Origin of the sequence: Nocardia sp. NPDC060255 (assembly GCF_042727395.1) — a bacterium.
Classification (GTDB): Bacteria; Actinomycetota; Actinomycetes; order Mycobacteriales; family Mycobacteriaceae; genus Nocardia.
The window spans coordinates 36,746-49,175 of the sequence record NZ_JBHXAU010000020.1; the positions used below are offsets into that span (position 1 = coordinate 36,746).

A 12,430-nucleotide genomic window follows, 5' to 3' on the forward strand; every position below is an offset into this window, starting at 1 on the left:
CGGGCGCCATCCTTCTTCGCGATTGCGCCGACTAGCCGACCTTGGGCGTCTCGTCGGAGAGCCGATCGATCTGCTGGGCGAACTGATTCCAGCGCTCCGCGCACCTGCGCGCCAACTGGGCGACCGCCGCCGCACGATGGGGCGGCACGGTGCCGATGAGTTTGAGCCACATCTGCGGCGTCAGCGAGTGAACGTTCAACAGCCACAGCAGTTTCCGGCCGTCCTCGCGCGACCGCAGGGCTGGATCGCGGCTGAGTTCGCGCAGCGCGGACATCGGGTCCGGGACGGGCTCGCTCGGCGCCGCGCACTCCGGCGGCTCGGTCTCGGCCGCCGGCGGTGCGGCCGGTCGATCCGCCCGCTGCTGGCGGGCCGGCACCGGCGCGCGACCGTTGCGCAGCCGGTTGCGCACGTCGCTGGCCATGCTCAGCGAGATGCCCGCCTCGGCGGCGATCTCCCGTAACGGCGCGTCCGGCCGTTCGATCATCAACGCGCTGGCCAGGATTCGGCCGTCGGACGAATCGAGGCGACGCCTGCGCCCGTCCCGGCCGATCCGGATGTTCGTCTGCGGAATCTCCGCAGTCGAACGCCGTCGGACGGCCGCGACGGTCTTGTCCGAGATGCCGACGACAGCGGCAATGGACCGGTTCGACCAGTCCGGATGTGATGTCACGATACGCGCCGCGGCGGCCGCGCGGTCGGCCGTCGACAACGGCAACCCATGAGTAGTGTTGAGCCGCACCGACAGCACGAACGCGTCCTGTTCGGAACCCTCGTAGAAGGTCACCTCGACGGTGTCCGCACCGCGCGCCTGCACCGCGCGCAGCCGGTGCATCCCGTCGACGACGCGCATCGTCCGGCGGTTGACCAGGATGGGCGGCAACGGGCGTTCCGACTGCGCGAGCATGCGCACGTGGTCGTCGTCCTCGCCGCCGACCCTCGGTGAGTCGGCAGGCAGCAGATCGGTGATCGGCACCCGCACGGACGTCGTGATCACCGGCAAGCCCTCAGGGAAATCTATTACGCAGACTTCGGATTCGGCGTCTCCCCCCCTTCCCAGCATCGAACGATCCCTTCACTCGATCCTCGCGTCGCACTCGAACACCGCGGAACCGGCGCGCAAATGTACTTGCATTTGCAAAATCGCCGATGCGTCTCCCCGCGCAAAACGAAACTTACAGCGGCACAGCGAACTTCGCCAGTACCCGCGCTTAGTATCGTGCGACGGCCGTTTGTCAAGACACTTGAATTCGTCTCTTGCGCAATGCATATAGCGATGCCACGAGGTCGCGACATCCGCTCGAGCGCCATTCAAGATCGCGATCGTATGGTAGCCTTTCCAGCCAGGCAACGCCGTCGGATATTCCCTCGTCCCCAGTAAGTCGTGCGAGACAATCTGAATCACTCTCGCACCATTCCCCAATACCTCGAGCACAGTGCAGCCCACCAATTACGGGCGCCTGTGTAGCCCCGTCCGTCGGCACGGGCGACGACTGTGGCTTCGCGCCGTTCGATGACGACGTGTCCACCGCACGCGACACGGCGTTCGCGAAGATCGGCGCACGGATCGAAGGCACAGCCGCCGCCTCGACGGCGCTGGGACTGTCACCGTCAGCCGAACGACACCTCGCCCCAAGTGGTCAGCGATTCCAGACCGGATTCGCAGCCCGCGTTCGCTTTCCCGTCCTTCACCACGATGTTCAACGTATCGCGCAGCAGTTGACCGTCGGCGACCTTACCGTTGGGCGTCGCGCCATCGGTCCCCCAGTCGAACGCGGTGGTGGAGCCGTCCGACCAGTAGACCTTGCCACGCTGATTCGCGCTGACGAGCAGGCCGCACGGCGCCTCCTTCACCGGCGCGCTGGTCGCGGTGCCGCTGGCCTCGAGCTTCCCCGAAGTCCGCACCGCATGTTTGCCGTTGCCCGACGCACAGTTGGTGAGCGTGCCCTGGGTGGAAATCGCCGCCTTGCCACCCGCCTTCAGCGCCGGTTTGAAGGTGGAGTCGAGCGTCATCGCGCAGCTCAGGTCGCCGATGTCGGCCTGAACGGCACTCGCGGGCAGCAGGACCAGCGCAGCGGCGGGTACCACCACGGCGATCAGTGCCATCGATCGGAATTGTCGAAATGCCATTTCTGATCTCCTAACTCGAAATACTGCAAGCCACACAGAGAATCATTTCATGCAGAAATACCGCCCGCGCGTAGGCGATAAAAGGCAATTTCCGAGAAGTTGACCGCAATTCCCGAGAAGTTTCCGCCGCGCCGATCTACCCGCAGGCGTACAGCAACACGGTCAGCGATGGCCCTGCACTCGCCCCTGCACGATCTGCAGGGCCTGGATCAGGCTGCCCGAGAAATCCTGTAGATCGCGCAGATCCTGGAATCCGCCGTGTTGCGGATCGGTCAACGCGCTGAGATCGAGTGCGGTTGCGGAGAAGAAAACGGCATAACCCTTGCCCCGGAACGTCGCGTCGACCTTCGGCCGGATCACTCGCGCCCGATCGAGCAGGATGCCGAGTTCGTCGCCGGTCTTCGCCAGCGCGTCCATCAGCTGATGGGTGTTGTCGAGCAGGCTGCCCAGCTGCTGGCCGGAGGTGTCGGCGTAATCACCGAGCGCGGCACTGGTGGTGGACACCTTGGTCAGCAAATCGCCGATGGCCCTGTTGTTCTCGGCGATCGCGCCGATCATCTGCGGCAGCGTGTCGGCCACCTGACCGAGCTCACCGCGGCGGGCCTCGATGGTGTTGGCCAGCGCGCCGAACTCGTTCAGCACGCCGTCGACCTTCGCGCTGTTGTCGTTCAAACTGCCGACCACGCCGGTCATTTCCTTGATCAGATGCGACAACTCACCGCCGCGCCCGCCGACGATCGAGTCCAGCTCCGAGGTCAACTTGCTCAAGCTGGCGACGCCACCACCGTTGAACAGCATGGAGATCGAGATCAGCAGCTGCTCGACGGTCGCACCCGCCGAGGTCTTGTCCAGGCCGAGAGTGTCACCGTCGTGCAGCATGTTCGTGCCCGGCTCGGTCTTCGGCTTGGACACCGCGACGAACACATCACCGAGCGGGGTGGCCTGACGCAGCTCGGCGGTGCTGTCCTTGGGCAGCTCGATGTCCTTGCTGATGGTCAGGTCGACGACCGCCTGGAAGTTCTTGGTCTTGATGTTGGAGACCACGCCGACATCGGAGCCGCCGATCTTCACCTTCGCCTGATCCGGCAGGTTCAGCGCGTTCTCGAAAACCGCATGCACAGTGTAGGTTTCGCCGGACACACCGGGCTTGGGCAGTGGCAGCTTCTCCACCGTGAGGCCACACCCGGAGGCCACCGCCACTACGGTCACCGCGACCACCAGTGCCCGCCCCTTGACCCCCGAGCCAGTATTGATCCGCCGCGCGCAGCGCTGTCCATTCACGTCGACTCCCCTCGCCGTCGCGCGAACACTATCAGCGAGCTCCGCTCACGGCCAACGAAACGAGGCGGCCACAAAATTCCTGGTCACGGCGGACAACCCGCCTGTGCACTTTGTCAATCGCCGCGTCCCCTCGCGCTGGCCCTGACAGTTCGGTCAGTGAACCGGACGCTCGACCTCGTATCGGCGCGGTGCCAGGCTGAGCGCCATCAGGGTGGGTTCACCGAATCCGCTCGCGGGGATCTCGATACAGAGGGGTGGAAGATGAGCAGTCTCAACGGCGACTCCGCAGTCGCGGGCGTCACGGCGGTGGTCGGGGTGAATACCTCGCCCGCGCCGGGTGGCAACGGCGGGTGGTTCGAAAGCGCTGAGGGCGAAGGGGTTCGGGGCTGGTCGAAGAACCCCAACCATGGCGGTGTGGTCGGGGTCAACACCGGCGGTGGCAATGGCGGATACTTCGAAAGCGCTGACGGTGAAGGGGTTCGGGGCTGGTCCAAGAACCCCAACCACGGCGGCGTCGTCGGCACCAACACCGGCGGCGGCGCTTCCGTCTACGGCCTCAGCGATACCGGCAACAGCATCGTCGGCGAAAGCCAGGGTGCGGGTGCCGGAGTCGTCGGACTCAATAACTCATCGCCCGGCGGCAACGGCGGCTGGTTCGAAAGCGCTGGGGCAGAGGGTGTTCGAGGCTGGTCGAAGAATCCGAATCATGGCGGCGTCGTCGGCGTGAACAGCGCCGGTGGTGACGCGGGCTTCTTCGACGGCCACGTGGACGTCACCGGCAATCTCACCGTCCGCGGCGACATCTTCCTCACCGGCGCCGACTACGCCGAGGCCATGACCACCACCGACGCGGCGGTCGAACCCGGTGTGGTTGTCGTGGTCGGCGCCGACGGCGAAATCCATCCGTGCGAACGCGATTACGACACCGCGGTGGCGGGCATCGTGTCCGGCGCGGGCGGCGTGCGGCCCGCCATCGTACTCGACCGGCACGACAACAGCGCGCACGTGGCACTGATGGGCAAGGTGTGGTGCGCCGCGGACGCGGAGGCGGCCCCCATCCGGCCCGGCGACCTGCTGACGACCTCCGCGACGACCGGCCACTGCCGCCGGGTCACCGAGCCGCAACGCGCGTTCGGCGCGGTGATCGGCAAGGCCCTGACGCCGCTCACCAGCGGCCGCGGCATGGTCCGCGTATTCGTCAGCCCACGCTGAATCGGTCACGACCATGGGCATCTACACGTTCACGCTGGAACAGTTCCACATCGACAACACGCGTTCGCGCCACGAGGACACCGACACGGTGCAGTTCGGTCTCACCACCGGGCACCGGTCGTTCGGTTCCCAGTCGCACGACGCGGGCGATGTCAACAACGGCGATCACGGTGTCGGCCTGACCTTCTCGTCGGTGATCCTGGCCGACGCGGCGACACCCGCGATCATCAGCTACCAGATATACAACGGCGACACCGGACATTTCGAGGGCGGTCTGGCCGCTATCAGCGACCAACTCTCGAACAAGGCGCTCGACTTCTTCGTCCAGGCGGCACAGCCCGGAAACGAGGTCACCGAACTCAACTATCTCGACGTCGGCCAGACCGTCCCGGACGATTTCAACGCCGCGGATTTCAACGACGCGTCCTGGTTCGACTTCGTCCGGCTGATCCGCATCGGCAACTTCTTCTTTCCCGATTGCGACGGCTTCGTCGCGGTGGGCACGGTCGGCATGAACAAACTCGGGTGGGATCACGCCATCGACGCCGCGGGCGGCACCACCTATCGGAAGACGATCCGCTACCCGGGCTCGGACTCGAATGCCGGCTGCGGCAGCAATTCCGACTACACCGTCACCTGGTCGGTGACCCGGCAACGCGCGAACGGTCCCAGTCTTCGTAATTTCCTGCGCGAGCACGGGATCGGGTTGCCCGGTGGATTGCGTGCGCTGACGCCCAGCGAACGAATGAGTGTCCGGCAGCTGATGACCTGAATGCCGCGCGGCGCTATTGCCACCAGGTGGGGGTAGCGGAGCCGGTGGTGGTGCGGCCATCGCGGTGGACGTAGTGGCGGGCATCGCGGCCGGGGGTGTGGAAGTCGCCGGCCAGGGCTCGTTCCAGCCATTCGGCGCCGAAGCGGAATACCTCGGCCGCGACTCCGCCGAGGGGATGGAATTCGTCTTCGTAGACGCGGATCTCCTTGGGGGCGCGGACGAGTTCATAGTTGGCGAGGGCTTGCGCGAGCGGCGTGAGCTCGTCGAATTCGCCGATGCCGTAGAGCACCGGGCAGGTGATGTCGGCGACCAGGGCATCGAGTGGCAGGTGGGCGACGAGTTCGCGGTCGAAGGACGCCTCGTCGTCATATCCGGCCATGTACATGTAGTTGGCCTTGAACGTCGGCTGGGCGCGCTCGAAGATGGTCTGGAAATCGCCGGTGGGTGCTTCCAAGGCCGCCAATGCGGCCAGTCGTGGATCCGTCGCGGCCGCGCGTGAGCCCCAGTAGCCGCTCATGCTGATCCCGAACATGCCGATCCGCTGCGCATCTACTTCGGGCAGCTCGGTGAGATAGTCGAGGTAACGACTCACGGCCCGTTCGTAATTGGTGAGATCGACGGTCACACCGTTCGCTCGGGTCTCCCCTTGCCCCGGCCCCTCGATGGACAGCGCGACGACGCCACGCGAGGTGTAGTACCGCTCGGCCGCGGCGAGGTAGTCCTCCTTGATCATGTCCATCCCCGGCCCGAGAATCACCGCGGGCGCATTGCGCACCGGACCGGTCGGCAGGTGCAGCAGGGCGAAGATCTGCCCGCCTTCGAAGTCGAGCACCACTCGCCGCACCACACCACCGCGCAGCTCCCCGAGTCGCTCGACACAGTGATTGGCGCGCGCCCGGAATGCGCTCTTGCGCGGGTCGGCGGAGTCGAAGAAGGAGTATTGGGCCCGACCCCACATCACCGCGGCCCGGGTGTAGAGGTCGGCGGCGGTGCGCGCGAACCCGTCTCGCTCGTGATCGGCGGCGCGTTGCTGCGCTTGGGCGGCGATGGTCGCCCAGGCTTTCGGCAGCATCGCTCCGCTCTTGACCAGGTCGAAGACCTTGTCGAAATCGGTGTGGTCGTGGCCGAGTTGCTCCATCGTGCCCTTGGCCTCCGGATGCAGGGCATCGAAGCCGCCTTGGGCCAGGGCGATGTCCAGTGTCCAGTTCTGGCCGATCGAGCGTGCGGTCATGGTCTGACTCCTTCCAAATAACTAAGTACTTATCTATTAAGTACTTAGGCTAAGGTGATTGTCAACCCCGGATCCGATGACAGGAGCCCCATGCCGAAGCAGCCGGATACCGCACGCAGCGCGGCGATCGATCAGCTCGCTCGCGCCGCATACCGTCTCAGTGCGGCGGATTCCCGACTGCGCGGGCGCGCGACCCGCTCCCCCGCGGCCCTGTCTCTTACGCACGCCCGCGCACTCCGCGTCCTCGCCGACCAGGGGCCGCTCACGATCGGACAACTGGCCGCAGGCACCGAGACCACTGGCGCCGCGACCACGCAGCTGGTCAACAGCCTGCTCGCGGCCGGCTATGTCACCCGCGAACGGGATACCGAGGACAAACGTTCCGTCCGGGTCGCGCTCACCGAGGCCGGCCGGACCCGCAGCCGCGAACGGATGAAGGCGATGATCGACGCCATGAATGCGGAACTGGCCGAGCAAGACCTCGCCGCATTGCGATCCGCGACCCAGGTGCTGGACAGTTTGATCGCGATCTATGACCGGCTGTGATGCCGCATAGTCAAAGGCGTTGACACCCTTCGGAAGTGAACGCAGTCCAGGCCAGCCGAGTGGCGGGGGCATTTCAGCCGGATGGGGGGCTTCGCCCGCGGTCCATCGCCACTACCGTCGAAGGCGGTGATCGCCTGACCCACCAGCCGCGGGTCCGACGACTTCGTCGGGTTGGCTCGGAACCGCAACGCTGGTCGATCATCACCCGGCCTGCCGGTCTCCCCCGCACCGCCAGGGGCCTTAACCCCTGCTCCTGGTTTGTGAGACCGGCAGGCCATTCCGGTGATCAGTTGCGGGGCAACTGGATTCGCACGCTCCAGCCGCCATCCGGCAGTGGTCGCGCGGTCACCGTGCCACCCAGCAGTTCCGCACGTTGCCGTAGACCACGGATGCCGGACCCCGCACTGGGTAGCGCAACCGGCGGTTCCGTGGACGCGACGTTCGTAATCGACACTGCCACAGTGCGATCCGTGCACACCGAAGCGATGGTCACTGCCGCGCCGGGCGCGTGTTTGCGGACGTTGGTCAACGCTTCCTGAACTGTACGGTAGACGGCGCGCTCACCGGCCGGTGTCAGGTTCGTAGGCAGCGAGCCAATCAGTTCGACCGGTAAAGCGCTGGCGGTCAACAGTTCCGGCAGACGCTCGATGGTCGGTTGCGGGCTGATGTCGTTCGCCGAGGCCGGGGCGCGCAGCACCTTCACCATGTGCCGCAGTTCGTCGAGGGTGTGCACGCTGAGTTTGCGGATGACTTCCGCGGTCGAACGCGCGTCCGGGTCGGTGCTCACCATCTGCAGCGCCCCGGCCTGCACGGCGATCAGACTCACCTGATGCGAGACCACGTCGTGCATTTCGCTGGCGAGTTCGGCGCGTTCGCGCTCCCGTGCGGCGGCGATCTGCAGCCGCCGGTCGTGCGCGTAGACGCGGTCGATCTCTGACATCTGCGCCGCCAGCCGCTGCCGTATCGCCACCAGCCACCCGAGTGCCGCAGGCCCCGCACCCACCAGAGCGGCGAAAAGTATTTGATGCAGCAGGAATTCGAGGTCGCCGAAGCCTGAACCCGTATCCGATGAGGTGAGCAGGCACGACAACCCGAGCACGGCGGCGAAGACCGCGACAACCCACCGCCGCGCCGCACTACGAGCCACCGTGTACAGCGCCGTCATCGGGGCCAGCACCGCCCCGATCACCAGCACCGCGGGCAAGGTGAGCACAAAGGTGACGATCGGTGCGCGCCTGCGGGCGAGCAACGCCGATCCGGTGAGCAGCGCGATGCCGATCTCCCACGGCGCCAACGGCAGATCGCGATTGCACCACACATCGAACGCGCCGATCGCGGCGAGGAGCAGGTCGACAGCGATGGCTATTCGCGGTCGATCGCCGAGTTCGCTCATGACAGGTCGTCGGCCAGAATTCCGGCACGCTCCGCGATCAGGGCGGCTTGCACGCGGGTGCCGATGTGCAATTTGGCGAAAATACTGCTGACGGAGTCCTTTACCGTCCCCGTGCTCAGGTGCAGGCGCACGCCGATGTCCGCGTTGGAGAGACCCTCGGCGATGAGCACGACGATATCCCGCTCCCGATCCGTGAGCCGCCGAACCAGTTCGGGCGCACCGGTGTCGACCGTGTCGAGATAGCCCTCGACCACCGCCTTGGTCACCTTCGGCGACAGCACCACCGCGCCGCCCGCGAGGGCCCGGACGATGGCGCCGAGATGCTGCGGTTCGGTGTCCTTGAGGATGAAACCGGAAGCGCCCCTGCGCAATGCGTCGGCGATGTACTCGTCGGCAGCGAACGTCGTCAGCATCGCCACGGTCGGCGGCTGCGGCGCTTCGAGCAGTGTCGACAGAATGTGCAGGCCGTCGACCTGCGGCATCCGAATATCGAGCAGCACAACCTGCGGATCCGCCGCACGAATCGCCGCCACAGCTCCGATGCCATCGCTGGTGACTACGACTTCGATGTCCTTGGCAGCGCCGAGGATCAGTGTGAAGCCCGACCGCACGAGCGCCTCGTCATCCACTATGGCCACGCGAATCATCAGCACACCTTCATCAAGGAAACCTCGGACGAGTTCGCACCGGATCGTCTTCGGACAGTTCACAATCCAACAAGGTTGCCCCGGCGGTCGGTAGCACGCGCCATCGATACCGGCCGTCCGGCGCGGATGTTCCAGCCGATCGGCTGGGCTCATCATCCGGTCGGCTGTCGGTGATCACGGAACTATCGGGAGATTTCCGGTCTGCCGCAGGACGTTCGTCCCGCAATGTATTTCACCGCCTGCCACGTGCAGGGTCTCCCATTCGTCCACGTAGTGCACCGCTACCCCGGCCGACCGGTATGCCTCGGTCACCGCGGCCTCGAAGACATCACGCCCGCCGACCACCGGGCCCCACTGCCGCGGCGCGATGTAGTTCGACGCGTTGATCAGCACGCCGTTGATCGCCCCGGGGTAGAAGCTCACCAGCGCGTCCGGTTCGTCATCGATGCCGGCCGACAGCTCGTAGAGACCTGGGACTCGCACGAACTCCTCGGGCCTGACCCCGGTCTCCTGCAACATACGCTCAACGTTCTCGTCGATCTTCCGGGCCGCGAATTCGTTGTCGGCGACGAACTTCTGGTCCGCCAGGACGGCGTCGATGGTCCGATCGGGCGCGCCCGGTTTGGAAAACGCCAATTCGGTGCCGTGGCCGGATCGCTGCTGCTCGCGCAGGATCTCGAGTCCGCGCCGAGGATCCGTCACGGCAGGCCGCCATCCTCGTCCGGACGGTGTGGGCAGAAACTGGATGAACTCGTCGACGTGCCCGACTACCAGCCAGGTGGTGTCCAGCGTCAGTGGCGTCTGAACCCGTTGGGCGGCAAAGAATTTCTGCAGCTCGACACTCGACACGATCGCGTCGTTCCGGTTCCCGGTCCCGATGACTACGCGACCCGCCGGAAACTCTCTCCCATTGTGCGAGTACGGCGGTATCGTCTCGACATTTCCGAACGAATCCACGTGACGATCACCGGCGCCGCCGAGCTGAATCGCTCCCATACCCGGACCCCGGAGATCGAAAATCGCACGGCCACCTTCGCGTTCGGGCTGCGGCGAACGGATCGCGATGCGCAAGGAGATGTTCTTGCCGCCCGGGCCCGGCATCGTCACGTAGCCGAATTCCACGAAATCCTGTGCCCAGGTATCGGTGGTATTCACCGTGATCAGTGGCGCGTTCAACCCACTGGCCTGCGCGGCCGAGGTCAAGTCCGCGACGAAGCGCTCATACTCCGGGTCGCCGCCACTCTCGGGAACCACCAGCGCCTCCGCGCTCTGGTTGTGGTTATGCAGCACAACAGGAGCCACCCGGAGGGCAATGTCATCGACCGCTGTTCGCTTGCCGTCCTGGACGGTGAAGCGAACGGTGAACGATCCGTCCCATGCGGCCTGATCACGCACGACATCGCGAGAGTCGATGCCGAGGGTGGCGCCGTCGCGCAGCTCGGTGTCGCTCAGTTTCATATCGGGCCGCAGCCGTATCCACGAATCCTGACGTTTGACGAATATGCGGATCTTGTCGGCACCCACACCCACCGGTTCCACTCGCCCGGTCGCGCCAGTTCCCCTGACCGGCATGGTCACCATCGGCGCCAGATATTCGGGTGCGCGCGCCACATCATCGGCCGCGTCGTGACATGCGGCGAGCTCGGCGTCGGAAACCTGGCTTCGACTCGACGGGCAGCGCCGCGCGACGTCACCGATATTCGGCAGCACGATCGCGCCGTATTCGGCTGTCCACTTACCTTTTTCAGGTCCGGCATCATTTCCGTCGACAACACCGTCCCGATTGCTATCGGCGCGAATATCGGCAACGAGTCGATCCTCGGTAGCTGCCGAACAACCGGCCAGCACCAGAGCGGAAACTCCGACGAACAACCAAATCTTACGATATGGATTCACACCATCGACGGTATCCACGACCGAGGCTCGCCACGACCTCCAGCAGGCTGGAATGCGGGGGCCGACAAGCTTCTCTCTTGCCGCCGATCGGCTGTCAGGCGGGTGGGCGGTGACAGCGAATGAGCGCGGCGAGTTGCGCGCGACTGTCGTCGAACGGGTGACTGGATTTCAGCGCACGGCTCTGCACGACGGCACCCTCGATCGCCGACAGCAGAAACCCGGCCAGCGAGCACGCCGCGGTCCGATCGATGCCGACGGCGATGAAGCCGTCGGCCAGCCGCGCGGTCCATTCGGTGAAGGCTCGACCGGCGGCCGACTGCACGTCGAGGTCCAGTTCGTATAACGCGACGCCCATCATGAACGACCCGGCCCGGTAATCGCTGGATTCCAATGGGTGACGCCAGAATACGAACAGCTCGTCGAGCCAGCCCTCCAGCGACGGGGCCCCGGCCAAAGCATCGGCCAACCTGCTCACGTGCGAATACCCCACGCGCGACATGGTTCGCGCCGCCGTCTCCACGAGACCTTCTTTGCCCAACGGGAAGTGCCGATACAGGGAGCTCTGCGAGGTGTCGCTGCGTTCGAGCAGTTCGCTCAGCCCGGTGCCGTGCACGCCGTGCTCTTGCACGGAGGTGATGGCATTCGCAATCAGTCGGGCGCGAGGTCCGGCAACCATGAGAACTCCCTCCAACCTGTCGTCACTCGGTACGGCCTCCCTGGTACCAGGCCGTCTTTCGAACGTACGCGACCGCAGCGCCGAGTGTCCGCAGGCTCGACAATCCTCGACCAGAATTTTACCTATCCGCGGCCAACCAGCCACTAGGTGGGGATATTCATCCGGCTGGCCGGTTCCCTTGGGGCAGCAATGAATTCTAGGTTCGATCAGAACGGATTCGTGCTCGAAGTTATCGGCGGGGGGAGTCTGCGAATCCATCCAGATATGAGTCAATTCTTTATGTACGACGTAATCGTCGTCGGTGCCCGCTGCGCCGGCTCGCCCTTGACCATGCTGCTCGCCCGCCGCGGGCATCGGGTGCTGGTGGTCGACCGGAGAACCTGGTCACCGTGATGGCCGACTGGACCGGTTCGGCGATTTCCGCGCGGACGTGCCGGGCAACTTCCAGCAGGTGATCGACCAGGTCCTGCCGGAATACGGCACGCAATTCCGTGATGCGGGCAGGCAGACCGAACGATTCCGGGTGATGCGGTACCCGGACAACTATTACCGCCGTTCCGCCGGGCCGGGCTGGGCACTGGTCGGCGACATCCCCGCCGCCGAGCGCCTGTTCCCCACCGAATCCTGAACCCGGGAAGGAGCATGCATC

13 protein-coding genes are annotated in these 12,430 nt (G+C 65.4%); 5 read left to right on the plus strand and 8 right to left on the minus strand.

Annotation, left to right across the window (positions count from 1 at the left end; all coding sequences use genetic code 11):
* Positions 1-31 precede the first annotated feature (31 nt).
* From ACFWF1_RS30485 to ACFWF1_RS30495, 3 genes are all read right to left on the minus strand, one after another.
* Positions 32-994, minus strand: coding sequence for a ParB/RepB/Spo0J family partition protein (locus ACFWF1_RS30485; RefSeq protein WP_379281443.1), 963 nt, complete (start codon positions 992-994; stop codon positions 32-34).
* Between the two features lie 614 nt (positions 995-1,608).
* Positions 1,609-2,127, minus strand: coding sequence for a hypothetical protein (locus ACFWF1_RS30490; RefSeq protein ID WP_379281442.1), 519 nt, complete (start codon positions 2,125-2,127; stop codon positions 1,609-1,611).
* 162 nt (positions 2,128-2,289) lie between these two features.
* Positions 2,290-3,408, minus strand: coding sequence for an MCE family protein (locus ACFWF1_RS30495; protein ID WP_379281441.1), 1,119 nt, complete (start codon positions 3,406-3,408; stop codon positions 2,290-2,292).
* Positions 3,409-3,669: 261 nt separating this feature from the next.
* Between ACFWF1_RS30495 and ACFWF1_RS30500 the strand changes: the two genes are divergently transcribed.
* Together ACFWF1_RS30500 and ACFWF1_RS30505 are read left to right on the plus strand one after the other, a co-directional pair.
* The gene (locus tag ACFWF1_RS30500) at positions 3,670-4,620 is read left to right on the plus strand and encodes a hypothetical protein (RefSeq protein ID WP_379281440.1); all 951 of its coding nucleotides are present in this window, start codon (positions 3,670-3,672) and stop codon (positions 4,618-4,620) included.
* A 13-nt stretch (positions 4,621-4,633) separates the two neighbouring features.
* Entirely contained in the window at positions 4,634-5,392 is a 759-nt protein-coding gene (locus ACFWF1_RS30505; RefSeq protein ID WP_379281439.1) for a hypothetical protein, read from the plus strand.
* Positions 5,393-5,405: 13 nt separating this feature from the next.
* Here ACFWF1_RS30505 and ACFWF1_RS30510 read toward each other — a convergent pair whose 3' ends face one another.
* On the minus strand, positions 5,406-6,623 hold the full coding sequence (locus ACFWF1_RS30510; protein WP_379281438.1) for an alpha/beta hydrolase: 1,218 nt from the start codon (positions 6,621-6,623) through the stop codon (positions 5,406-5,408).
* A gap of 90 nt (positions 6,624-6,713) precedes the next feature.
* Here ACFWF1_RS30510 and ACFWF1_RS30515 point away from each other — a divergent pair, with 90 nt between their 5' ends.
* Positions 6,714-7,169: a MarR family winged helix-turn-helix transcriptional regulator gene (locus tag ACFWF1_RS30515; protein ID WP_379281437.1), complete on the plus strand. Its 456-nt coding sequence runs from the start codon at positions 6,714-6,716 to the stop codon at positions 7,167-7,169.
* A 286-nt stretch (positions 7,170-7,455) separates the two neighbouring features.
* On the opposite strand, the gene ACFWF1_RS30520 is transcribed toward ACFWF1_RS30515, so the two are convergent.
* The 4 genes from ACFWF1_RS30520 to ACFWF1_RS30535 form a co-directional block, all read right to left on the minus strand.
* On the minus strand, positions 7,456-8,562 hold the full coding sequence (locus tag ACFWF1_RS30520; RefSeq protein WP_379281436.1) for a sensor histidine kinase: 1,107 nt from the start codon (positions 8,560-8,562) through the stop codon (positions 7,456-7,458).
* Positions 8,559-9,209, minus strand: coding sequence for a response regulator (locus ACFWF1_RS30525; RefSeq protein ID WP_379281435.1), 651 nt, complete (start codon positions 9,207-9,209; stop codon positions 8,559-8,561). The genes ACFWF1_RS30520 and ACFWF1_RS30525 overlap by 4 nt, the downstream gene beginning before the upstream one ends.
* Positions 9,210-9,383: 174 nt before the next feature.
* Positions 9,384-11,105, minus strand: coding sequence for a protein-arginine deiminase domain-containing protein (locus ACFWF1_RS30530; RefSeq protein ID WP_379281434.1), 1,722 nt, complete (start codon positions 11,103-11,105; stop codon positions 9,384-9,386).
* Positions 11,106-11,199: 94 nt separating this feature from the next.
* Positions 11,200-11,781: a TetR/AcrR family transcriptional regulator gene (locus ACFWF1_RS30535; RefSeq protein WP_379281433.1), complete on the minus strand. Its 582-nt coding sequence runs from the start codon at positions 11,779-11,781 to the stop codon at positions 11,200-11,202.
* A 264-nt stretch (positions 11,782-12,045) separates the two neighbouring features.
* Between ACFWF1_RS30535 and ACFWF1_RS30540 the strand changes: the two genes are divergently transcribed.
* Positions 12,046-12,174 (plus strand): FAD-dependent monooxygenase, encoded by a 129-nt coding sequence (locus ACFWF1_RS30540; RefSeq protein ID WP_379281432.1) that lies wholly within the window; start codon positions 12,046-12,048, stop codon positions 12,172-12,174.
* A 58-nt stretch (positions 12,175-12,232) separates the two neighbouring features.
* Positions 12,233-12,409, plus strand: a complete 177-nt coding sequence (locus ACFWF1_RS30545) for a hypothetical protein (RefSeq protein ID WP_379281431.1) — start codon at positions 12,233-12,235, stop codon at positions 12,407-12,409.
* Positions 12,410-12,430: the final 21 nt, after the last annotated feature.